The 21,586-nt window shown below is 50.2% G+C and carries 21 protein-coding genes; 10 read left to right on the top strand and 11 right to left on the bottom strand.

Annotation, left to right across the window (positions count from 1 at the left end; translation table 11 throughout):
- The 3 genes from ftsA to lpxC all read left to right on the top strand — a co-directional run bounded on the left by ftsA (window position 1) and on the right by lpxC (window position 3,490).
- A complete protein-coding gene (gene ftsA / locus D6029_RS01280; protein ID WP_120063026.1) occupies window positions 1-1,257 on the top strand; it encodes a cell division protein FtsA in 1,257 nt (418 codons plus the stop codon).
- A 63-nt stretch (window positions 1,258-1,320) separates the two neighbouring features.
- Window positions 1,321-2,472: a cell division protein FtsZ gene (gene ftsZ, locus D6029_RS01275; protein ID WP_064539921.1), complete on the top strand. Its 1,152-nt coding sequence runs from the start codon at window positions 1,321-1,323 to the stop codon at window positions 2,470-2,472.
- Window positions 2,473-2,572: 100 nt separating this feature from the next.
- Window positions 2,573-3,490: a UDP-3-O-acyl-N-acetylglucosamine deacetylase gene (gene lpxC, locus D6029_RS01270; protein ID WP_034493373.1), complete on the top strand. Its 918-nt coding sequence runs from the start codon at window positions 2,573-2,575 to the stop codon at window positions 3,488-3,490.
- 8 nt (window positions 3,491-3,498) lie between these two features.
- Here the strand turns inward: lpxC and D6029_RS01265 are convergent, their stop codons facing one another.
- On the bottom strand, window positions 3,499-4,017 hold the full coding sequence (locus D6029_RS01265) for a DUF721 domain-containing protein (RefSeq protein WP_120063025.1): 519 nt from the start codon (window positions 4,015-4,017) through the stop codon (window positions 3,499-3,501).
- A gap of 22 nt (window positions 4,018-4,039) precedes the next feature.
- On the opposite strand from D6029_RS01265, the gene secM reads away from it, so the two are divergent.
- The 3 genes from secM (at window position 4,040) to mutT (ending at window position 7,772) form a co-directional block, all read left to right on the top strand.
- A complete protein-coding gene (gene secM, locus D6029_RS01260; RefSeq protein ID WP_120063024.1) occupies window positions 4,040-4,546 on the top strand; it encodes a secA translation cis-regulator SecM in 507 nt (168 codons plus the stop codon).
- Between the two features lie 66 nt (window positions 4,547-4,612).
- On the top strand, window positions 4,613-7,318 hold the full coding sequence (gene secA / locus D6029_RS01255) for a preprotein translocase subunit SecA (RefSeq protein ID WP_120063023.1): 2,706 nt from the start codon (window positions 4,613-4,615) through the stop codon (window positions 7,316-7,318).
- Window positions 7,319-7,382: 64 nt separating this feature from the next.
- Window positions 7,383-7,772: an 8-oxo-dGTP diphosphatase MutT gene (gene mutT / locus D6029_RS01250; RefSeq protein ID WP_120063022.1), complete on the top strand. Its 390-nt coding sequence runs from the start codon at window positions 7,383-7,385 to the stop codon at window positions 7,770-7,772.
- Here the strand turns inward: mutT and yacG are convergent.
- Genes yacG through coaE form a run of 3 tightly spaced genes read right to left on the bottom strand, consistent with a single transcriptional unit; the run spans window position 7,769 to window position 9,339 of the window.
- Window positions 7,769-7,966, bottom strand: a complete 198-nt coding sequence (yacG, locus tag D6029_RS01245) for a DNA gyrase inhibitor YacG (protein ID WP_120063021.1) — start codon at window positions 7,964-7,966, stop codon at window positions 7,769-7,771. The genes mutT and yacG overlap by 4 nt on opposite strands.
- Window positions 7,967-7,975: 9 nt before the next feature.
- The gene (zapD, locus tag D6029_RS01240; RefSeq protein ID WP_120063020.1) at window positions 7,976-8,719 is read right to left on the bottom strand and encodes a cell division protein ZapD; all 744 of its coding nucleotides are present in this window, start codon (window positions 8,717-8,719) and stop codon (window positions 7,976-7,978) included.
- Complete coding sequence (coaE, locus tag D6029_RS01235; protein WP_120063019.1) at window positions 8,719-9,339, bottom strand: dephospho-CoA kinase; 621 nt, start codon at window positions 9,337-9,339, stop codon at window positions 8,719-8,721. Before coaE ends, zapD begins: the two co-directional genes overlap by 1 nt.
- Before the next feature lie 310 nt (window positions 9,340-9,649).
- Between coaE and D6029_RS01230 the strand changes: the two genes are divergently transcribed.
- A complete protein-coding gene (locus D6029_RS01230) occupies window positions 9,650-10,693 on the top strand; it encodes a GMP reductase (RefSeq protein ID WP_120063018.1) in 1,044 nt (347 codons plus the stop codon).
- Window positions 10,694-10,730: 37 nt separating this feature from the next.
- Here D6029_RS01230 and hofC read toward each other — a convergent pair whose 3' ends face one another.
- From hofC to nadC, 4 genes are all read right to left on the bottom strand, one after another.
- Window positions 10,731-11,936: a protein transport protein HofC gene (gene hofC / locus D6029_RS01225; RefSeq protein WP_120063017.1), complete on the bottom strand. Its 1,206-nt coding sequence runs from the start codon at window positions 11,934-11,936 to the stop codon at window positions 10,731-10,733.
- Window positions 11,929-13,308, bottom strand: a complete 1,380-nt coding sequence (gene gspE, locus D6029_RS01220) for a type II secretion system protein GspE (RefSeq protein WP_120063016.1) — start codon at window positions 13,306-13,308, stop codon at window positions 11,929-11,931. Before gspE ends, hofC begins: the two co-directional genes overlap by 8 nt.
- A gap of 3 nt (window positions 13,309-13,311) precedes the next feature.
- Complete coding sequence (gene ppdD, locus D6029_RS01215) at window positions 13,312-13,761, bottom strand: prepilin peptidase-dependent pilin (protein WP_120063015.1); 450 nt, start codon at window positions 13,759-13,761, stop codon at window positions 13,312-13,314.
- 188 nt (window positions 13,762-13,949) lie between these two features.
- Window positions 13,950-14,840, bottom strand: coding sequence for a carboxylating nicotinate-nucleotide diphosphorylase (nadC, locus tag D6029_RS01210; protein WP_120063014.1), 891 nt, complete (start codon window positions 14,838-14,840; stop codon window positions 13,950-13,952).
- Between the two features lie 82 nt (window positions 14,841-14,922).
- Here nadC and ampD point away from each other — a divergent pair, with 82 nt between their 5' ends.
- Both ampD and ampE read left to right on the top strand, forming a co-directional pair.
- Window positions 14,923-15,486, top strand: coding sequence for a 1,6-anhydro-N-acetylmuramyl-L-alanine amidase AmpD (ampD, locus tag D6029_RS01205; protein WP_120063013.1), 564 nt, complete (start codon window positions 14,923-14,925; stop codon window positions 15,484-15,486).
- Complete coding sequence (ampE, locus tag D6029_RS01200; RefSeq protein WP_120063012.1) at window positions 15,483-16,337, top strand: beta-lactamase regulator AmpE; 855 nt, start codon at window positions 15,483-15,485, stop codon at window positions 16,335-16,337. The genes ampD and ampE overlap by 4 nt, the downstream gene beginning before the upstream one ends.
- A gap of 21 nt (window positions 16,338-16,358) precedes the next feature.
- Here the strand turns inward: ampE and D6029_RS01195 are convergent, their stop codons facing one another.
- The 3 genes from D6029_RS01195 to aroP all read right to left on the bottom strand — a co-directional run bounded on the left by D6029_RS01195 (window position 16,359) and on the right by aroP (window position 20,260).
- Window positions 16,359-17,315: a glycoside hydrolase family 43 protein gene (locus tag D6029_RS01195; RefSeq protein WP_120063011.1), complete on the bottom strand. Its 957-nt coding sequence runs from the start codon at window positions 17,313-17,315 to the stop codon at window positions 16,359-16,361.
- Window positions 17,316-17,324: 9 nt separating this feature from the next.
- A complete protein-coding gene (locus tag D6029_RS01190) occupies window positions 17,325-18,725 on the bottom strand; it encodes a glycoside-pentoside-hexuronide (GPH):cation symporter (RefSeq protein ID WP_120063010.1) in 1,401 nt (466 codons plus the stop codon).
- A gap of 176 nt (window positions 18,726-18,901) precedes the next feature.
- Window positions 18,902-20,260, bottom strand: coding sequence for an aromatic amino acid transporter AroP (aroP, locus tag D6029_RS01185; RefSeq protein WP_120063009.1), 1,359 nt, complete (start codon window positions 20,258-20,260; stop codon window positions 18,902-18,904).
- Between the two features lie 552 nt (window positions 20,261-20,812).
- Between aroP and pdhR the strand changes: the two genes are divergently transcribed.
- Complete coding sequence (gene pdhR / locus D6029_RS01180; protein ID WP_034460913.1) at window positions 20,813-21,577, top strand: pyruvate dehydrogenase complex transcriptional repressor PdhR; 765 nt, start codon at window positions 20,813-20,815, stop codon at window positions 21,575-21,577.
- Window positions 21,578-21,586 lie beyond the last annotated feature (9 nt).

Genomic DNA, 21,586 nt, shown 5'->3' with positions numbered 1-21,586 from the left:
ATGATCAAGGCGACGGACAGAAAACTGGTAGTAGGACTGGAGATCGGTACCGCAAAGGTTGCCGCTTTAGTAGGGGAAGTTCTGCCTGACGGTATGGTCAATATTATTGGCGTGGGCAGTTGCCCATCGCGTGGTATGGACAAAGGTGGCGTAAACGATCTCGAGTCAGTCGTAAAATGCGTGCAGCGTGCGATTGACCAGGCCGAATTAATGGCGGATTGCCAGATTTCATCGGTCTATCTTGCGCTGTCAGGCAAGCATATTAGCTGTCAAAACGAGATTGGCATGGTGCCAATTTCCGAAGAAGAAGTGACGCAGGAAGACGTTGAGAACGTTGTCCACACCGCCAAGTCAGTGCGCGTACGTGACGAACATCGTGTTTTGCACGTAATCCCGCAAGAATACGCAATTGACTATCAGGAAGGCATCAAAAATCCTGTAGGTTTATCGGGTGTGCGCATGCAGGCTAAAGTGCACTTGATTACCTGCCACAACGATATGGCCAAAAACATCGTCAAAGCTGTTGAACGATGCGGCCTCAAAGTTGACCAACTGATCTTTGCAGGGCTTGCAGCAAGCTACGCAGTTTTGACCGAAGATGAGCGTGAATTAGGGGTCTGCGTGGTTGACGTCGGTGGTGGTACAATGGACATCGCGGTCTACACCGGCGGTGCGCTGCGCCACACCAAAGTTATCCCTTATGCAGGGAACGTGGTAACGAGTGATATTGCATACGCTTTCGGTACACCGCCGAGCGATGCAGAGGCGATTAAAGTCCGCCATGGTTGTGCATTGGGTTCGATTGTCGGTAAAGACGAAAACGTTGAAGTGCCAAGCGTGGGTGGACGTCCACCGCGTAGCCTGCAACGCCAGACGCTCGCAGAAGTTATCGAGCCGCGTTATACCGAGCTATTGAATCTGGTTAACGAAGAGATTTTGCAATTACAAGAGCAACTTCGCCAGCAGGGTGTGAAGCACCACTTGGCGGCGGGGATTGTACTAACGGGTGGCGCTGCGCAAATCGAAGGGCTGGCAGCCTGCGCGCAACGTGTGTTCCATACGCAAGTTCGTATTGGGCAACCGTTAAATATTACAGGCCTGACTGATTATGCCCAGGAGTCATATTACTCCACAGCAGTCGGCTTGCTGCACTACGGGAAAGAAACGCATCTCAGTGGTGAAGCAGAAGTGGAAAAACGAACCTCTGTCAGCTCATGGTTTAAGCGATTCAATAGCTGGCTGAGAAAAGAGTTTTAAATTTTATAAGAGACCAGACAAAATTAGTGGTCTCAGGCGACAGGCACAAAACGGAGAGAAACTATGTTTGAACCTATGGAACTGACCAACGACGCGGTGATTAAAGTCATCGGCGTCGGTGGTGGCGGCGGTAATGCCGTTGAACACATGGTGCGTGAACGCATCGAGGGTGTTGAATTCTTTGCAGTGAATACCGACGCTCAGGCGTTACGTAAAACTGCTGTAGGCCAGACAATCCAGATTGGTAATGGGATTACCAAAGGTCTGGGTGCTGGAGCAAACCCTGAAGTGGGTCGTACCGCTGCGGAAGAAGACCGTGACGCGTTACGTGCTGCACTTGAAGGCGCAGACATGGTATTTATCGCCGCAGGTATGGGCGGCGGTACGGGTACAGGTGCAGCACCGGTTGTTGCAGAAGTTGCAAAAGACCTGGGCATCCTGACCGTGGCGGTAGTGACTAAGCCTTTCAACTTTGAAGGCAAGAAGCGCATGGCTTTCGCAGAGCAAGGCATTGCCGAGCTGTCTAAGCATGTTGACTCCTTAATCACCATCCCTAACGACAAGTTATTGAAAGTGCTGGGCCGTGGTATTTCTTTGCTTGACGCTTTTGGCGCAGCAAACGATGTACTCAAAGGCGCAGTGCAGGGTATCGCCGAGCTGATCACCCGTCCGGGTCTGATGAACGTCGACTTTGCAGACGTGCGCACCGTAATGTCCGAAATGGGTTATGCCATGATGGGCTCAGGTGTCGCAAGTGGTGAAGACCGTGCTGAAGAAGCCGCTGAAATGGCGATTTCTAGCCCACTGTTGGAAGATATCGATCTGTCTGGCGCACGTGGCGTTCTGGTTAACATCACTGCGGGCTTCGACCTGCGTCTGGATGAGTTTGAAACTGTCGGTAACACCATTCGTGCGTTCGCATCTGATAACGCCACAGTGGTTATCGGTACTTCTCTGGACCCAGAGATGAACGACGAACTGCGTGTCACTGTTGTTGCAACCGGTATTGGTATGGACAAGCGTCCAGAAATTACCCTGGTAACCAACAAACAAACTCAGCAACCTGTCATGGATCGCTACCAGCAGCACGGTATGGCTCCGCTTCAGCAAGAGCAGAAGCCTGTTGCCAAGGTAGTTAACGACAACACGCCACAAACGACGAAAGAGCCTGATTATCTGGATATTCCAGCGTTTTTGCGTAAGCAAGCTGATTAAGAATAAACCGGAAGTTGGGGATCTCAGCTCTTTGTGCTAAACTGGTCCACCGATTGTGATATACACTTCGGTTGGATAGGTAATTTGGCGAGATTATACGATGATCAAACAAAGGACATTAAAACGTATCGTTCAGGCGACTGGTGTCGGTTTACATACCGGCAAGAAAGTCACACTGACGTTGCGCCCTGCGCCGGCAAATACCGGGGTCATCTATCGTCGCACCGACTTGAATCCTCCGGTAGATTTTCCGGCAGATGCCAAATCTGTGCGTGATACCATGCTCTGTACTTGCCTGGTGAACGAGCACGATGTGCGGATTTCTACCGTTGAGCACCTTAACGCCGCCCTGGCTGGGTTAGGTATTGATAACATCATTATTGAAGTCAATGCCCCAGAAATCCCAATTATGGACGGTAGTGCAGCGCCATTCGTTTACCTGCTGCTTGATGCCGGGATTGACGAATTAAACTGTGCGAAGAAATTTGTACGCGTCAAAGAAACAGTTCGTGTTGAAGACGGCGACAAATGGGCTGAATTCAAGCCGTACAATGGTTTCTCGTTGGACTTCACCATCGACTTTAACCACCCGGCGATTGATGCAAGTACTCAGCGCTACAGCATGAACTTCTCTGCAGACGCGTTTATGCGCCAGATAAGCCGTGCTCGTACTTTTGGTTTTATGCGTGATATCGAATATCTGCAGTCCCGTGGTTTGTGCCTGGGCGGCAGCTTCGATTGTGCCATCGTTGTTGACGATTATCGCGTATTGAACGAAGACGGCCTGCGTTTTGAAGATGAATTCGTTCGTCACAAAATGCTCGATGCGATCGGTGACTTGTTCATGTGCGGCCATAACATTATCGGCGCGTTTACCGCCTATAAGTCAGGTCATGCACTGAATAATAAATTGTTGCAAGCAGTTCTGGCGAAGCAGGAAGCCTGGGAATGGGCAACCTTCGAAGACGACGCCGAACTTCCGTTAGCGTTCAAAGCACCAAAAATGGTTCTGGCATAACACCAGAATTATTTATTGCGACTGGTTTCATTGGTACTCTCTCCGGCCAATGATGCCAGTCGTTCTATTATTGCCTTCAGTTTCTCAGGGCTACGTTCAGCCACCATTCTTAATGCCTCAGCACTTTGCTGGCTCAATACTCTGTTAACCCCTTCAGTTTTGCCTTTCACAGTCTGAATGCTGTTTTCTTGTACTGAATCTTGCCCAATTGCAGCCAGAGATGGATTAATCCTGATGTCGATTGATGTCAATGATGGTAATATTTGCGCACGTAATGCACTCAACAGCGTGGCTTGTTCATAGCGTAATCGCATCAGCCAGCTTGCATTTGCAGTTTCAAGTACGAGAATGCCTTGTCGAAAATTGGCGACCCGGCACCAGGGATGTAGTTGAGCGGGTAATATTCCCTTCACCGCCCTGTTAAGCCGTAGTAGCGCAGTAGCGCGTTGTTGCACGTTTTGCAGCACGCTTTCGGCACCAGCATCATCGAACAAATGATCTAAAGATTGTGGGCGACTATCACGCATACATAATGCTCCGGCGGAAAAAGTGATTGGTATTCTAAATCGTTGGCGACAGTTTGGCAGACGTTACTTCTGGCCGCATCTCTTATTGGGGATGGTCGCGGCGAGTTTTGGCATGCCTGCGCTCAGCCAAAATACCGAGCCTACTGCCCCTGCCGAAACGTCTACCAGCAGCCACGACTACCTGAACAAAGTCAGCTTCAATAGTCTGGCATTATTGCAGGAAAGTACCCGGCGACCATCATTTAGTGTCGATTACTGGCATCAACATGCGATTCGTACCGTAATTCGCCACCTTTCTTTTGCTATGGTGCCTCAAACGCTCCCCATCGCAGAAGAGAGCTTGCCACTTCAGGCTCACAAACTCGCTTTACTGGATACGCTCACCGCGCTTCTGACCCAGGAAAGCAAACCACCCGTAATTGTGCGCCACATTGCGCTTTGGCAACCGCCAGCGGTCGAGACTTTTAGTCCTGCCATCTGGATTAGCCAGGTTCACGGTATCCGCGCCGGTCCACAACGCCTCAGCTAAAAACATTTCCTTTAATTATAACGTTATTTTAGCTCTACCCTGGCGGTAGGCGTTTGAGAATTTATTATGCTAATCAAATTATTAACTAAAGTTTTCGGTAGCCGTAACGACCGTACTCTGCGTCGTATGCGTAAAGTTGTGACTCTTATCAACAGCATGGAACCGGAAATTGAAAAACTTTCTGATGACGAATTAAAAGCCAAAACCGGTGAATTCCGTGCGCGTCTTGAAAAAGGCGAAGTGCTGGAAAACCTGATCCCAGAAGCTTTTGCTGTGGTTCGTGAAGCAAGTAAGCGTGTGTTTGGCATGCGTCACTTCGACGTACAGCTGCTTGGCGGTATGGTACTGAACGATCGCTGTATCGCAGAAATGCGTACTGGTGAAGGTAAAACACTGACAGCCACCCTGCCTGCGTACCTGAACGCATTAAGTGGCCGCGGCGTTCACGTTGTGACTGTGAACGACTATCTGGCTCAGCGTGATGCGGAAAACAACCGTCCATTGTTCGAATACTTGGGTCTGAGCGTTGGTATCAACTTACCTGGCATGCCAGCGCCTGCAAAACGCGAAGCGTATGCGGCTGACATCACTTACGGCACCAACAACGAATACGGTTTTGACTACCTGCGTGACAACATGGCGTTCAGCCCTGAAGAACGTGTCCAACGTAAACTGCACTATGCGTTGGTGGATGAGGTTGACTCAATCCTTATCGATGAAGCGCGTACTCCGCTGATCATCTCCGGCCCGGCTGAAGATAGCTCTGAGATGTACCGCAAAGTAAACGAAATCATCCCAAGTCTGATCCGTCAGGAAAAAGAAGATTCAGATACTTTCCAGGGCGAAGGTCACTTCTCCGTTGACGAAAAATCTCGTCAGGTAAACATCACTGAACGCGGTCTGGTTCTGGTTGAAGAGTTACTGGTACGCGAAGGCATCATGGAAGAAGGCGAGTCATTGTACTCCCCAACTAACATTATGCTGATGCACCATGTGACTGCTGCTCTGCGCGCGCACGTACTGTTCACCCGTGACGTTGACTACATCGTAAAAGATGGCGAAGTCATCATCGTTGATGAACATACCGGTCGTACCATGCAAGGTCGCCGTTGGTCTGATGGCCTGCACCAGGCAGTTGAAGCCAAAGAAGGCGTGGACATTCAGAACGAAAACCAGACTCTGGCATCCATTACCTTCCAGAACTACTTCCGTCTGTACGAAAAGCTGGCGGGGATGACCGGTACTGCGGATACCGAAGCCTTCGAATTTAGCTCTATCTACAAACTCGATACCATCGTTGTGCCGACTAACCGCCCAATGATTCGTAAAGACATGCCAGATCTGGTCTACATGACCGAAATGGACAAGATAGCGGCGATCATTGAAGACATTAAAGAACGTACCATTAACGGCCAGCCTGTGCTGGTCGGTACGATTTCTATCGAAAAATCCGAAGTGGTTTCTGCTGAGCTGACCAAGGCGGGCATTAAACACAACGTTCTGAACGCTAAGTTCCACGCCAACGAAGCCGGTATCGTTGCTCAGGCGGGTTATCCTGCTGCGGTAACTATCGCAACCAACATGGCGGGTCGTGGTACGGACATCGTGTTGGGCGGCAGCTGGCAGTCAGAAGTGGCTGAACTGGAAAACCCAACTCCAGAGCAAATTGCACAAATTAAAGCTGACTGGCAGATTCGTCATGACGCGGTTCTGGCATCTGGTGGCCTGCATATTATCGGTACTGAGCGTCACGAATCTCGTCGTATCGATAACCAGCTGCGCGGCCGTTCTGGTCGTCAGGGTGATGCGGGTTCATCTCGTTTCTACCTGTCTATGGAAGATTCCCTGATGCGTATTTTCGCATCGGATCGTGTCTCAGGCATGATGCGCAAACTGGGGATGAAACCGGGCGAAGCCATTGAACACCCATGGGTTACCAAAGCCATTGCTAACGCACAGCGTAAAGTTGAAAGCCGTAACTTTGATATCCGTAAACAGCTTCTTGAATACGATGATGTGGCGAACGATCAGCGTCGTGCAATCTACACCCAGCGTAACGAATTGCTGGATGTGAGCGACGTAAGCGAAACCATCAACAGCATCCGTGAAGATGTGTTTAAAGTGACGATTGATGCGCACATTCCACCGCAATCTCTGGAAGAAATGTGGGATGTTGAAGGTCTGGAAGAGCGACTGAAAAACGACTTCGATCTTGAGCTGCCAATTAAAGAATGGCTGGATAAAGAGCCAGAACTGCACGAAGAAACACTGCGCGAACGTATTTTGCAAAACGCGATGGAAGTGTACAAACGCAAAGAAGAAGTGGTTGGCGTTGAGATGATGCGTCATTTCGAAAAAGGCGTCATGCTGCAAACTCTTGATTCACTGTGGAAAGAGCACCTTGCGGCGATGGATTACTTGCGTCAGGGCATCCACCTGCGTGGTTATGCGCAAAAAGATCCTAAGCAAGAATACAAGCGTGAATCTTTCGCCATGTTTGCATCCATGCTTGAAGCTCTGAAATATGAAGTGATCAGTACGCTGAGCAAAGTTCAGGTTCGTATGCCTGAAGAAGTGGAAGCGATGGAGCAACAGCGTCGCGAAGAAGCTGAGCGTTTAGCGCAAATGCAACAGCTGAGCCACCAGGATAGCGATACGATTGCCGCTGAAGCGCTGGCTGAAGAAACCGGTGAGCGTAAAGTCGGTCGTAACGACCCATGCCCATGCGGTTCAGGTAAGAAATACAAACAGTGTCATGGTCGTTTGAGCTAAGCACTTAATTGTCGATAAAGGCGCAGCTTGCTGCGCCTTTTTTCTATGGAGTACCTGCACAAAAATGAAACAATTAGAAATCGCCGTGGGCATTATCCGTAACCCGAAGAGCGAGATTTTTATTACTCAGCGAGCTGCTGATGCTCACATGGCGAATAAGCTTGAGTTTCCCGGTGGGAAAATTGAAAACGGCGAATCGCCGGAACAGGCATTAATTCGCGAACTTCAGGAAGAAACGGGGATTACAGCGACTGAATTTACGCTATTTGAACAGTTGGCTTATCAATTCCCGGACAGACATATCACGCTGTGGTTTTTCCTGGTAGAAAGCTGGGAAGGCGAGCCGTGGGGGAAAGAAGGGCAACCGGGTCAATGGATTACGCAAAGTTCGCTGGTGGCAGCAGATTTTCCACCAGCCAACGAACCGGTAATTAGCAAACTACAGCAACCTTAACGCAGGTCTTCTTCACTCCAGCCTTCGCTTTCAGACTGGTCGCCGCTGCTCGGAATTCGTTTTTCCTCGGCGGCCCATTCACCCAAATCAATCAACTGGCAGCGTTTGCTGCAAAATGGGCGATACGGGCTGGTTTCATTCCAGATTACGACTTTGCCACAACCCGGGCAGTTTACTTTGGTCGGTTCAGACATTTTCGCTCCTTAACAGCATGCCAGCTCAAAATCCAGACGCTCGGGGATGATTCCATTTTCGCTATCAAGCGGTAAGAAACGAATCGCAAAGCGGCTTTTATGGCCAGAAACTTGTGGGTAAAGTTGCGAAGACAAATCTAGCTGCAAACGCAATAAATCGGCATCGTCGCCATTGTCCTGATAAAAACCGTTCAGGCTGGTTTGTTTGCGGAATGGTGCAGAATTACGAACAACATCCAGCACCAAATTCAGTGACTGCTTCAAAGGTTGCAAACTTGCCAGCCAGTTATCAATTTGCGCATTGCGTTGTGCCTGTGGGGAATACAACCAGATATGCAAGGTTGGTAAATCAAAGCTACAACATCCGCCGGGGATACTCAGGCGTTGACGAACCAATGCAATCAGACGATCTTCACGCAAGAATTGCCCTAAACGCGGTGCCGCCATTAATACGCTGCCGTGCTCTTTAAGCTGGCTACGCAGTGAGTCGATTCGCTGCATATCGACACCCGGAACTTCAGACCAGCTCAGTAATTTACGCTGCTGGCGTTCAAGCTCTTTGAGAATATCGGTACGAATTTCGCCGCGTTCAAAAACATCAAGCAGATCGCCGACGTTACGGAAGAAGTGCAGTGCTTTGGATGTATCGTCTACGGGTAATGAACTTTCGATTTGTTGAATTAAAAACTCTATACGCAGCCAGGTACGCATTTTTTCATTCAATGGGTGCTCAAAAAGAATCTGGGTGCTCATTAATCATTTTCCTGCTGTGCGGCCTGAGACGCCAGTTCCAAATACTGGCGATGCAAGCGGTCAACATGTGCGGCCACCTTTTCGGGGGCACCATCGTTATTAATTACATCATCGGCAGCGCTTAAGCGTGCCTCACGTGTCGCTTGTGCAGCAATAATTTGTCGTGCATGTTCGCGACTGACTTTATCGCGCGCAATAGTACGTGCGATTTGCACTTCTGGCGATACATCAACAACCAAAACGCGATCGGCCTTTTGTTGTAAGTTATTTTCAATGAGTAACGGAACAACCCACAAGACATAAGGAGAAAGTGCCTGACGAATTTCAGTTTGAGTTCGTTGATGTATGAGCGGATGGAGCAAGGCATTGAGCCATTGCTTTTCTGCTGGAGAAGAAAAGATTCGTTCGCGAAGAACTCGGCGATTAAGAGAACCATCCTGCAGAAGGATCCCAGTACCGAAATGATCAGAAATAATGCTAAGGGCAGGTTGCCCTGGTTCGACGACCTGGCGCGCTATGATGTCCGCGTCAACAACGGTAATACCTAATCGGGCAAAGTTATCAGCAACAGTGCTTTTTCCGCTACCAATCCCACCCGTTAATGCCACCGTATAAACCATAAACACCAGACCCTAAAGCGATTTCATATTTCATAGGTAAATTTTAACGATTGTAGCGTAAAAAAGACTGTTTTCGCAGTCTTGCAGCCGCATTAATAGTGCGTATGATAGCGTCACTGGAATTGGTAGTTATACCCGTCATACTTCAAGCTGCAGATGCGTTGGCTGCACTCACAAACCCCAGTCACTTACTTATGTAAGCTCCTTGGGATTTGCTCCCTTGCCGCCTTTCTGCAACTCGAATTATTTTGGGTATACAGTGCTGATTGCGTTCACGCGTCCTTCGCCATTCGACCCAGGAATCTGCAACATGCGTATTGAAGAAGATTTGAAGTTAGGTTTTAAAGACGTTCTTATTCGTCCAAAACGTTCCACTCTGAAAAGCCGCTCTGATGTAGAGCTTGAGCGCCAGTTCACTTTCAAACACTCCGGTATTGCATGGTCAGGTGTTCCGATCATTGCTGCTAACATGGACACCGTGGGCACATTTGGTATGGCCCAGGCACTGGCCTCGTTTGATATCCTCACCGCCGTTCATAAGCACTACTCTGTTGAAGAGTGGAGCGACTTCGTGAAATCCGTTCCAGAAAGCATCCTGAAATTTGTCATGGTTTCAACGGGGACATCCGAAGCGGATTTCCAGAAAACCAAGCAAATCCTCAACCTTAACCCTGCGCTGCAATTTATCTGCATCGACGTGGCAAATGGTTACTCTGAGCACTTCACTCAGTTTGTTTCCAAAGCGCGTGAAGCGTGGCCGAATAAAGTTATCTGTGCAGGTAACGTTGTGACTGGTGAGATGTGCGAAGAGCTGATTCTTTCTGGTGCTGATATCGTTAAAGTCGGTATCGGTCCGGGTTCTGTCTGTACCACTCGTGTCAAAACTGGCGTTGGCTACCCGCAACTTTCCGCTGTGATTGAATGTGCTGATGCAGCGCATGGTCTTGGCGGCCAGATTGTTAGCGACGGTGGTTGTACGATGCCAGGTGATGTAGCTAAAGCCTTCGGCGGCGGCGCAGATTTCGTGATGCTGGGCGGTATGCTGGCAGGTCATGACGAAAGCGGCGGCACAATCGTTGAAGAAAACGGCGAGAAATTCATGCTTTTCTACGGCATGAGTTCCGAATCTGCAATGACTCGCCACGTTGGCGGCGTTGCACAATACCGTGCAGCAGAAGGCAAAACCGTTAAGCTGCCATTGCGTGGCCCGGTAGAAAACACGGCTCGCGATATTATGGGCGGCCTGCGTTCTGCATGTACTTATGTTGGTGCTTCTCGCCTGAAAGAGCTGACAAAACGCACCACGTTCATTCGTGTAAATGAGCAAGAAAACCGCGTTTTCAATAGCCTCTAAGCTATTGACGATTTACGGCGTGGCATTGCCCACGCCGTTATCCCGCGCTCATTGCATCGCCTAGCTGGAAAATAGGCAAATACATCGCGATGACCAGCGTTCCAATGATGACTCCCACGACTAACATCATAATCGGCTCAAGCGCCGCCGCCAGGTTATCGGCCAGTTCTTCAGTATGGCTATGATGCCAGGTTGCCAGTTTTTCGAGCATTAAATCTAAAGATCCTGATTCTTCTCCGATACGTACAAGCTGGCTACATAAAGGTGTAAAGCGCCCACTCTGTGTAAGCGCATGCCAAAACGGGACACCCTGAGTCACTTTGACGCTTATCTGCGAGACGACCTTTTTCCACATCACTTGCGTGAGTGTGTTTTCAACCGCTTCGAGCCCCTGTAAAAGCGGGATCCCCGCCTGCTGGGCAAGTGATAGGGTGGTGTAGATTTGGCTGAGTATTTGCCCGCGCCAAAGCGGTGCAACCAGAGGAATACGAAGCAGTAGGTTTTGTTCGTATTCCTGCCAATGCGGTTTTCTACGGCGCATAAACAATCCGCCAGCTACGAATACAATCGCTGCAAGCAACCACACTATGCCTTGCGACGTGACCCAATTCGAAATTGCCATAACGGCCAGCGTAACCGCAGGCAATGGAGCGTTAAAAGATCGATAGATATTGGCAAATTCAGGCAGCACAAAACCCATCATTCCAACCGTCACCATTAACGCGACTCCCATAATAAATAGCGGGTAGCGCAGCGCCTTCATCACTTTTTTACGTAGTCGGTAGAGCTTTTCTTGCTGCTCTGCTAGCCGTTTGCAGCACTCATCCAGCTTTCCTGTTAACTCGCCAATATGAATCAGCGCGATAAACAGCGCGGGGAAAATCCCCGGCCATTGTTGCAATGCTGAGGAAAAGGGCGTGCCGTTAGACACGCGTTGTTCGATGTCTTTTAGCAATGCGCGCCATTCACAAAACGGGTGTTGCTCGGCTATCAGCAACAACCCGTCAGATAATGATATTCCCGCTTGAAGAAGAGTAGCCAACTGACGAAAGACCTGGATTTTTTGCTGAATGTGCCAGCAGCCCCGGCGGACATTCGATGTTTTTCGCAGATGTAAAAGTTGAAGGTCGGCATTAAACAATTGCTCTCTGATGGATATCGGATCGTCAGCCAGCAAAGCGCCTTGCTGCATCTGTCCGTGCTGATCGACGGCTTTCCAGCGCCAGAGTACAAACTTAGCCATGGGGCACACCGAGAACGCGATACAACTCTTCAAGTGTTGTGAGTCCCTCTTCGACTGCCAGACAACCACTTTCAAATAGCGTGGTCATGCCCTGCTGGCGCGCCAGTGTTTCGATTTCACTTGCCGATATTCCTCTGGAGATCGCTGATTGCAGGGAAGGGGAGACAATCAGGATTTCAAATAAAGCGCTTCGTCCATAGAAGCCGCAATAACACCGTTTGCAGCCAACTGTCTGCCAGCGTGGCAGAGCATTCCCCCAAATTGTTGTGGGAACAATAATGTCGTCTGGGTGTCGCTGTTTGCAGTGAGGGCAAAGCTTACGCACTAACCGCTGCGCCACCACAATGTTCAGCGCGGAGGCTAATATCCAGCGTTCTACGCCCATTTGTTCAAGACGCACTACCGTTTCAGCCGTAGAGTTGGTGTGCAAGGTTGAAAGCACCAGGTGCCCAGTTTGTGCCGCCTTGATGGCTATCTCTGCCGTGTCGCCATCGCGGATTTCACCCACCATAATGATGTCTGGATCCTGGCGCAGTAATGCGCGTAAGACGCTTTGAAAACTCAGCCCGGCTTTACTGTTAATTTGTGTCTGGTTTAGCCCGCGCATGGGGATTTCTATCGGGTCTTCAACGCTGCACACATTGCTTGAGGTCTGATTAAGGATTGTTAATGCGCTGTACAGCGTGATGGTTTTTCCACTGCCTGTGGGGCCTGTAACCAGAATCATGCCTTGTGGATTGGCGAGAGCCTGCTGAAACCGGGCGCAATCAGCAGGCGTCATACCTAATTCCGTTAGCTCAAAAGTTTGTTCCGTTTGTGACATTAAACGTAAGACGACTTTTTCGCCGTGATAGACCGGCAGTGTCGCGATGCGAAACGAACATTTATGTTGTTCGATGTCTACCGACATTTGCCCGTCCTGTGGGAGCCGACGCTCCGCGATATCCAGATTACCCAAAACCTTTAGCCGTGCGGTTAGCGGTGCCGCAAGGTGCGTGGGGAGCAGCGGTTGCAATTGCAGTACCCCATCGACCCGAAAACGAATCTGATAACCCTGCTCGATAGGTTCAAAGTGAATATCTGAAGCTCTGAGTTGTATCGCTTTTAGCAGCGTTTCCTGTAGCAATTGAACCACCGGAGCGGTGTTTTCTTGTGGTTCATCCGGGCCGGTTGGCAATCGGGAATGGCGGTTTTTTTCCAGTTGTTCTGCTGGCCAGTATTCGATGTTGACCGGTTTATCGCAGATGAAGCGCAAAGCTTCAAAGAACTGAGCCGGTGGATTTGGAGCGATAGCAATATGCAACGCCGGATCTTCAGAGAGTATTAGCGCCTGATATTGATTGCACAGTGCGAGGATCTGCTGATTGACCATGGATTAATTTCCCGACTGGTTATTATCAAAGCGGAAAACTTCTTCGCATGATTGTTGCAGTGAGCCGCCGTCGGTGGCCGCACAGGTTCGTGACCAGCCTTCTACACCTTCCGCATCACTCCAGCGCGGCGTTAGCGAAACGGTTAGCCCATTCAGGCTTTCCTGTCCGGTGAGCGTGATAACGCCTTGTTCAATACTCATACCGCTTACATAGCGCGTGGTTTTGGGCGAAGGAATGCTGTTGGTACCCGCATCACATTCGCTGATTCCGCCTCGTTCAATGGCGCAAAGTTCTACGGCGGTGCGGTAGGGGACAAAGGTTTGCAGCATGTCGGTGAGTGCCGCTTTGCGTAAGTAACCCTGGTATGCGGGAATGCCTATGGCGCTAAGAATCGCAATAATGCCGATGACCACCATCAGCTCAATAAGTGTGAATCCCTGTTGTTTGTTCATGTGCCGCTCCTGATTGAGATGGCAGCAATTTGCGCCGTCTGAATGACTCAGGCGAGGGCGTTTTAAAACATCAGGAAAGCGGGTTCCAGGGTTTTTGAGTGGGTTGCAGGAAGTAACAAAGAAATTGCGAGATGTATCGGGAAAAGAAGAAAAGGGCAGAGGATTTTACCCCCTCTGCCTGGCAGGAATTAGCGGAAACGCATGGAGAGATCGAGTGCGCGAACATGCTTGGTCAGCGCACCAACCGAGATAAAGTCGACGCCAGTTTCAGCAAATTCACGGATAGTTTCTTTGGTCACGTTGCCGGAAACTTCCAGACGCGCTTTACCTTGAGTGATGACAACAGCCTGGCGCATATCTTCAACGGTGAAATTATCGAGCATGATAATGTCAGCCCCGGCATGCAGCGCCTGCTCCAGCTCTTCAAGGGATTCCACTTCAACTTCCACAGGCACATCCGGGTGGAACCAGAACGCCTTTTCGACGGCCTGGCGAATCGAACCGGAAGAAATAATGTGGTTTTCTTTGATCAGGAAAGCGTCAGAAAGCCCTAAACGGTGATTGCTTCCACCGCCACATAAAACCGCGTATTTCAGCGCAGTTCGCAGCCCCGGTAATGTTTTGCGGGTGTCCAGCAATTGGGTTTGTGTGCCTGCCAGCAGGTCAACATAAGTCCGCACTTCGCTGGCAACGCCTGAGAGTGTTTGCACGAAATTAAGCGCGGTACGCTCGCCGGTTAACAGCACGCGAGACGGGCCGGTCAATTCAAAAAGTGGCTGATCGGCAGTCACCGTCTGGCCATCTTCCACATGCCAGACAACTTTCACATCACCGCCAAGTTGGGTAAACACCTCTTCGACCCAGCGTTTACCGCAGAACACGCCGTCTTCACGGGTGATCACCACGGCATGAGAGCGATGTTCGGCATCCAGTAATTGCGCGGTTATGTCGTTATTGGGGTCAACATCACCACCGAGATCTTCGCGCAAAGCATGGGAAACCGCTTCTGGAATATCAAGGTTAATTCGTTCGAGAAGCTCGTCACGGCGGCGGTCTGGATTGTAACGGCGAGGCGGCATGATAAAACTCCGAAATGGCTTAGTTAATGTCGAAACATGCTACATTGATGCGACCTCAAGTACCACTCTAAGGAGACCGCGAATGCAGCTAAAAAACGGCTGGCTGGTGGGTGTAAAGCATGTTCCTTCCCCCCATTTTGATTGCCGACCGGAGGATGAAACCCCTTCGCTGCTGGTGGTGCATAACATCAGTCTGCCGCCTGGCGAATTTGGTGGGCCATGGATTGATGCGTTGTTTACTGGAACGTTGGATGAGAATGCCCATCCGTATTTCGAAGGTATCGCACATTTGCGCGTTTCAGCGCATTGTCTTATTCGCCGTGATGGTGAAATCGTTCAGTATGTTCCTTTCGATAAGCGGGCCTGGCATGCGGGTGTTTCTTTATACCAGGGGCGCGAGCGCTGCAACGATTTTTCCATTGGTATTGAACTGGAGGGCACCGATACGCTGCCCTATACTGATGCGCAATATCAACAGCTTACTGCAATTGCCGATACCTTGATTCAAATCTACCCGGCCATGGCTGACCATATGACGGGGCATTGTGATATTGCACCGGAACGTAAAACTGACCCTGGCCCTGCGTTTGACTGGAAGCGTTTTCGCCAATCGGTCGAGGTAACGTCAAATAAGGAGATGAAATGACGCTGTTTACATTGCTGCTGGTGATGATTTGGGAACGGCTGTTTAAGCTGGGCGAACACTGGCAGTTAGATCACCGCCTTGAAGCACTCTTCCGGCGGGTCAAAAGCTTTTCGTTGCTGCGTACCATTTTGATGACCGCCGTATGTATGCTGGTGGTTTTCCTCTGTATTCGTGCGCTGCAAGGCCTGTTCTTTAATGTGCCGTTGTTAGTTTTCTGGATTGCACTGGGCGTGTTGTGTATTGGTGCGGGCCAGGTTCGTTTGCATTACCACGCTTATTTGCAGGCGGCGAGCCACGATGATATTCACGCCCGTGATGCGATGGCGAGTGAACTTACACTCATCCACGGTATTCCGCCGGATTGTGACGAACGCGAATACCTGAAGGAACTGCAAAACGCGCTGTTGTGGATTAACTTCCGTTTTTATCTGGCACCGCTTTTCTGGTTTATCGTCGGTGGTATGTGGGGGCCGGTAACGCTTGCGGGCTACGCTTTCTTGCGTGCATGGCAGAGCTGGTTGGCGCGTCATCATTCGCCGCAAGAGCGTCTGCACTCAGGAATTGATGCCATTTTGCATGTGCTGGATTGGGTGCCGGTGCGCCTGTTCGGCGTGGCATATGCGCTGCTCGGCCACGGAGAAAGAGCGCTGCCCGCGTGGTTTGCTTCACTGGCGGACAGGCATACTTCGCAGTATCAGGTGTTAACTCAATTGGCTCAGTATTCTCTGGCCCGCGAGCCGCACCTCGATAAAATCAAAACGCCAAAAGCGGCGGTTTCGATGGCAAAGAAAACATCAATGGTTGTTTTAGTCGTTGTCGCGTTGCTGACGATTTACGGCACCCTGGTTTAATCGCCAGAGTGCCGCGTTAAGTTAGCGGTTATCAGCAGGCGGTATGCCAAACACTGGCATACCGTTTTCGTCCCATTCCAGAGTTTTCAGGCGCGTATGGCGATTCGGGTCATACAGCGGATCGCCTTCAATTTCGGTGTAATTGCGCGCGTGATACACCAGCACATCTTTCCCGTCTTTGGTTTTGGTGAAGCTGTTATGGCCCGGCCCAAACTGCTTGTTTTCATAACTGGTGGTAAACACCGGCTGAGGCGATTTATGCCAGTTAGCCGCGTTGGTTGGGTCCGCTTCCAGATCTATCCATAACAAGCCAATACAGTAGTTTTCGTCGGTAGCGCTGGCGGAGTAGCTGACAAACAGTTTATCGCCATGAACCACCACCGCTGGCCCTTCGTTAACCAGAAACCCTCTGCATTCCCAGTCCAGCTCTGGCTTGCTCAACATCACCGGTTGGCCTTTTATTGCCCACGGCGTTTCCAGTTCGGCAAGATAGATATTGGAATTACCGTCTATATTGGGGGCTTTCTGTGCCCACAAATACCACTGTTTCCCTTGATGATGGAAAGTCGTGGCATCCAGACAGAAGCTATCGAACTGCGTTTTAACCTGGCCTTTTTCGACCCATTTTCCGGTTAACGGATTGGCGTCTGTGCATTCCAGCGCAAACATCCGGTGCTGGAACATATTGAGATGATCCAGATCCTGCGTATGTGTGGCGGCAAAATAGATGTACCACTTGCCGTCGATATGATGCAGTTCCGGTGCCCAAATCAGTTTGCTCATTGGGCCGCTTTCTGGCTTGCGCCACACCACGGTTGGCTGCGCGTTTGGCAATTCGCTTAACGTTTCCGCGTAACGAATCTCAAGCCTGTCGTACTCCGGCACTGACGCAATAAAGTAGTAACCGTTGCCATGCTGCAAAATAAACGGGTCAGCACGCTGTTCAATAAATGGATTCGGCCATTGCTCCTGGTTCATAACGCCTCCTTAAAGTTTGGCTTCAACAGGTTTGCTGTCGTGATATTCATTGAGTTCGCGGTAGTTATTACGGCGCTTTTCAAGGTCGGCCTGAATGCGACGCATCGTTTCACTGTCGACTTTCAGCAGACGCACCACACCTGCGGTAATCAGATACCCAACGCCTGGAATGATGGTAAACAGCATCACAATACCGTTAATGGATTCTGCACTTTGCTGTTTTGCGCCCGCGTCGTAACCGTACCAGGAAAGCAGGAAGCCGACCATCGCACCGGCAATCGCCAGCCCTAATTTCAGGAAGAACAAGTTGCCCGAGAAGCTGATACCGGTGATGCGTTTACCGGTTTTCCACTCGCCGTAGTCGTCAACGTCAGCCATCAGCGACCAGTGCAGCGGCGACGGGATTTGGTGCAGGATGTTAAGCAGGAAGTACATCACCACAATCAGCGTGGTGGCGTGCGGGTCGAGGAAGTAGAAACCGCAGGAGAAAATCGCCAGCACGATGTTGGTCCAGAAGAACACTTTCAGTTTGCAGATACGGTCGGTCAGCACTTTTGCCAACATGCTGCCGCCCATCATGCCAACCACGCCGAGGCTGATAAACATTGTGGCGAAACTGGTGCTTTGGCCCATCACCCAGGTGACGTAATACATGGTTGCCGCCATGCGGATAAACCCTGGGCAGACGTTGCATAACGTCAGCAGCAGGATGCGCACCCACTGGTCGTTTTTCCACACATCTTTCAAATCTGCTTTTAAGTCGTCGTTGCTGGGCACCGCCGGGCGAACACGTTCTCTGACCGTCGTGAAGCAGAACAGGAACATGAACATGCCGAGTACTGCCAGCACGCCCATCGCCATTTGGTAGCCTTTGGCTTTGTCGCCGCCGCCAAACCAGTCAACCATCGGCAGTAGGGAAAGCGAGAGAATCAGCGTTGCGATACCAACCATCACAAAGCGATACGACTGGCAGGCCACGCGCTCTTTTGGGTCGTTGGTTATCACGCTGCCCAATGAGCAATAAGGAATGTTGATCGCGGTGTAGGTTAATGAAAGCAGGAAGTAAGTGACGAAGGCATAGATAACTTTGCTGCTATAGGCCCAGTCCGGCGTGGTAAACATCAGGTAACTGAAGAAGGCAAAAGGAGCCGCCATCCACAAAATCCATGGACGAAAACGCCCCCAGCGCGACTGAGTTCTGTCTGCAATCGCCCCCATAATAGGATCGGTTACCGCATCGATTACCCGGATGGAAAGTAGCATAACCCCTACCAAAGCCGGGGCCAGGCCAAAGATGTCGGTATAAAAATAGTTAACAAACAACATAATGGCGCCAAAGATGATGTTGCACCCGGCGTCACCCATTCCGTAGCCAATCTTTTCTTTAATTGATAATTTGCCGCTTTCCATTGGAAATGCTCCTGACCAGAATATGGACAAGAGTATTGAGCGCTTTGAGATTAATTGCGTGTCTGTAATTCGTTGCAGGGATGGACAATTCTGTCATTGTCAAAGAAGTGTGAACCAGATAACAAAGCGCCCCGGCGAGTTTTGCTCACCGGGGCGCTTTTTAGCAGCAGAGAAACTTAAGCTTTAACGCTTTTCAGATTCTTCTGTTTGATGGCGTAACCAATGCCGAGGATCACCACCCAGACAGGAATCAGCCATACGGAGATGGCCATGCCAGGCGTCATCGCCATGATAACCAGCACTGCCGCCATGAACAGCAGGCAGACATAGTTACCCAACGGATAGAACAGAGCAGGGAAGCGCGTTTTCACACCTTGCTGTTCTTTCGCGCGACGGAACTTGATGTGCGCGAGGCTAATCATCGCCCAGTTGATCACCAGTGCGGATACCACCAGCGCCATCAGCAGGCCGAAAGCTTCTGCTGGTGCTAAGTAGTTGATCAGGACACACAACGCGGTGAACAGCGCAGAGACCAGAATGGTGTTAACCGGAACGCCACGCTTATCGACTTTTTGCAGGGCTTTCGGCGCGTTGCCTTGTTGAGCCAGGCCGAACAGCATACGGCTGTTGCAGTAAACGCAGCTGTTATAAACAGACAGCGCCGCAGTCAGAACCACAACGTTAAGTGCGTTAGCAACGAAAGTATCACCCAACTCGTGGAAGATAAGCACGAACGGGCTGGTGTCCGCAGTGACACGAGTCCACGGCATCAGAGACAGCAGCACCGCCAGGGAACCCACATAGAAAATCAGAATACGGTAAATAACCTGGTTGGTTGCTTTAGGAATGCTCACCTGTGGGTTGTCTGCTTCCGCAGCGGTAATCCCTACCAGCTCAAGCCCACCGAAGGAGAACATGATAATGGCCATCATCATCACCAGGCCGGTAAAGCCGTGTGGCAAGAATCCGCCTTGTTCCCAAAGGTTACGCACAGTCGCCTGTGGGCCTGCGTGGTCGCTGAACAGCAACCAGGCACCAAACACAATCATGGCAACAACGGCAACGACTTTAATGATCGCGAACCAGAACTCCATCTCACCGAACACTTTTACGTTAGTGAGGTTGATGGCGTTGATCACGACGAAGAAGACCGCAGCAGAAGCCCAGGTTGGGATTTCCGGATACCAAAACTGAATGTATTTACCGACGGCGGTCAATTCAGCCATGGCAACTAATACATACAGCACCCAGTAGTTCCAGCCAGAGGCGAAACCAGCGAAACCGCCCCAGTATTTATAAGCAAAGTGGCTAAATGAACCCGCAACAGGCTCTTCAACCACCATTTCGCCCAGCTGACGCATGATCAGAAAGGCGATAAAACCTGCAATCGCATAACCCAGAATAATCCCTGGTCCGGCAGATTGAATAACAGACGCACTGCCCAGAAACAGGCCTGTCCCAATTGCTCCACCCAGCGCGATGAGCTGGATATGGCGGTTTTTAAGGCCGCGTTTAAGCGTGTCGCCTTGTTCCATCTTTAACCTCGTGTGTGGTTATTTTCAGGGCGCTGACTGCGCCTCTGTAAGTTTGTAATTCCGTAATGTGTAGTATTTATTTTACGGTTTTTAATTCCAGTATTTTGCGTAGTGGACTACCGCAGCGCAAAGAATAGTGGTAAGCGCCAGTGTTTGCACCTGCTTTCTATTCTTCTCGTGACGAGTTGAATAAAAAGAAATCAATCGTCAGATCGATCACGTTATTTATTTCGCGCGTTATTCATTCAATTTAAGCGACATCGTTGAATTAATATTCATATTTTAAACTGATGAATCGGTTCAATTTGCAAGAAAGAGCACTTTTTGCTGTTTCGTAAACGTTAAATGCGTTCGGGTGTGAGTAAATGTGACATTTGTGCAAAGTTACAGCTTTGAAACGTCATTTCTGTAATGTTGTTAAAATGTGCCGGGTTTAATGATTTCAATCAAAACCAATATGGACAGAAGGTGAATACTTTGTTACTTTAGCGTCAAGAATGTGAAATTGGTCATACCAATTGACTACAGGCTAATGGCAGATATAGGGAACACATGGCCTACAGCAAAATCCGCCAACCAAAACTATCCGATGTGATTGAGCAGCAGTTGGAGTTTCTCATCCTCGAGGGAACCTTGCGTCCCGGCGAAAAACTCCCACCAGAGCGCGAATTGGCTAAACAATTCGACGTTTCTCGTCCTTCACTACGCGAGGCGATTCAACGTCTCGAAGCGAAAGGGCTCCTGCTCCGTCGTCAGGGCGGCGGTACTTTTGTCCAAAACAGTCTTTGGCAAAGTTTAAGCGACCCGCTGGTCGAACTGCTGTCTGACCATCCTGAATCCCAGTTTGATCTGCTTGAAACCCGCCACGCACTTGAAGGTATCGCTGCTTATTACGCTGCATTGCGTGGTACGGACGAAGATCTCAAACGCATTGGCGATTGCCATGTTGCGATTCAACAAGCGCAAGAGTCCGGCGACCTGGATGCTGAATCCGATGCTGTTATGCAGTATCAAATCGCCGTGACAGAAGCCGCTCACAACGTTGTGCTACTACACTTGTTGCGCTGTATGTCACCGATGCTCGAACAAAACGTTCGTCAGAATTTTGAATTGCTCTACGCGCGCCGTGAAATGCTGGCGCAAGTGAGCAGCCATCGCGCCAGCATTTTTGCGGCGATTATGGCTCGCCAACCGGAGCAGGCGCGCGAAGCGTCGCACCGTCACCTGGCATTTATCGAAGAAATATTGCTGGATCGCAGCCGCGAACAGAGTCGTCGAGAACGTTCTCTGCGGCGCTTACAGCAACGTAAGGAATAAGAGTCTGAA

Origin of the sequence: Buttiauxella izardii, assembly GCF_003601925.1 — a bacterium.
In the GTDB taxonomy this organism is placed as follows: domain Bacteria; phylum Pseudomonadota; class Gammaproteobacteria; order Enterobacterales; family Enterobacteriaceae; genus Buttiauxella; species Buttiauxella izardii.
Note: the sequence above shows the minus strand (reverse complement) of the source record. Positions and strands in the feature narration are given on the sequence as shown.

Coding starts and splice junctions, on each gene's coding strand:
- ftsA (WP_120063026.1), top strand. CDS start 1: ATGATCAAGGCGACGGACAGAAAACTGGTAGTAGGACTGGAGATCGGT.
- ftsZ (WP_064539921.1), top strand. CDS start 1,321: ATGTTTGAACCTATGGAACTGACCAACGACGCGGTGATTAAAGTCATC.
- lpxC (WP_034493373.1), top strand. CDS start 2,573: ATGATCAAACAAAGGACATTAAAACGTATCGTTCAGGCGACTGGTGTC.
- D6029_RS01265 (WP_120063025.1), bottom strand. CDS start 4,017: ATGCGTGATAGTCGCCCACAATCTTTAGATCATTTGTTCGATGATGCT.
- secA (WP_120063023.1), top strand. CDS start 4,613: ATGCTAATCAAATTATTAACTAAAGTTTTCGGTAGCCGTAACGACCGT.
- mutT (WP_120063022.1), top strand. CDS start 7,383: ATGAAACAATTAGAAATCGCCGTGGGCATTATCCGTAACCCGAAGAGC.
- yacG (WP_120063021.1), bottom strand. CDS start 7,966: ATGTCTGAACCGACCAAAGTAAACTGCCCGGGTTGTGGCAAAGTCGTA.
- zapD (WP_120063020.1), bottom strand. CDS start 8,719: ATGAGCACCCAGATTCTTTTTGAGCACCCATTGAATGAAAAAATGCGT.
- coaE (WP_120063019.1), bottom strand. CDS start 9,339: ATGGTTTATACGGTGGCATTAACGGGTGGGATTGGTAGCGGAAAAAGC.
- D6029_RS01230 (WP_120063018.1), top strand. CDS start 9,650: ATGCGTATTGAAGAAGATTTGAAGTTAGGTTTTAAAGACGTTCTTATT.
- hofC (WP_120063017.1), bottom strand. CDS start 11,936: ATGGCTAAGTTTGTACTCTGGCGCTGGAAAGCCGTCGATCAGCACGGA.
- gspE (WP_120063016.1), bottom strand. CDS start 13,308: ATGGTCAATCAGCAGATCCTCGCACTGTGCAATCAATATCAGGCGCTA.
- ppdD (WP_120063015.1), bottom strand. CDS start 13,761: ATGAACAAACAACAGGGATTCACACTTATTGAGCTGATGGTGGTCATC.
- nadC (WP_120063014.1), bottom strand. CDS start 14,840: ATGCCGCCTCGCCGTTACAATCCAGACCGCCGCCGTGACGAGCTTCTC.
- ampD (WP_120063013.1), top strand. CDS start 14,923: ATGCAGCTAAAAAACGGCTGGCTGGTGGGTGTAAAGCATGTTCCTTCC.
- ampE (WP_120063012.1), top strand. CDS start 15,483: ATGACGCTGTTTACATTGCTGCTGGTGATGATTTGGGAACGGCTGTTT.
- D6029_RS01195 (WP_120063011.1), bottom strand. CDS start 17,315: ATGAACCAGGAGCAATGGCCGAATCCATTTATTGAACAGCGTGCTGAC.
- D6029_RS01190 (WP_120063010.1), bottom strand. CDS start 18,725: ATGGAAAGCGGCAAATTATCAATTAAAGAAAAGATTGGCTACGGAATG.
- aroP (WP_120063009.1), bottom strand. CDS start 20,260: ATGGAACAAGGCGACACGCTTAAACGCGGCCTTAAAAACCGCCATATC.
- pdhR (WP_034460913.1), top strand. CDS start 20,813: ATGGCCTACAGCAAAATCCGCCAACCAAAACTATCCGATGTGATTGAG.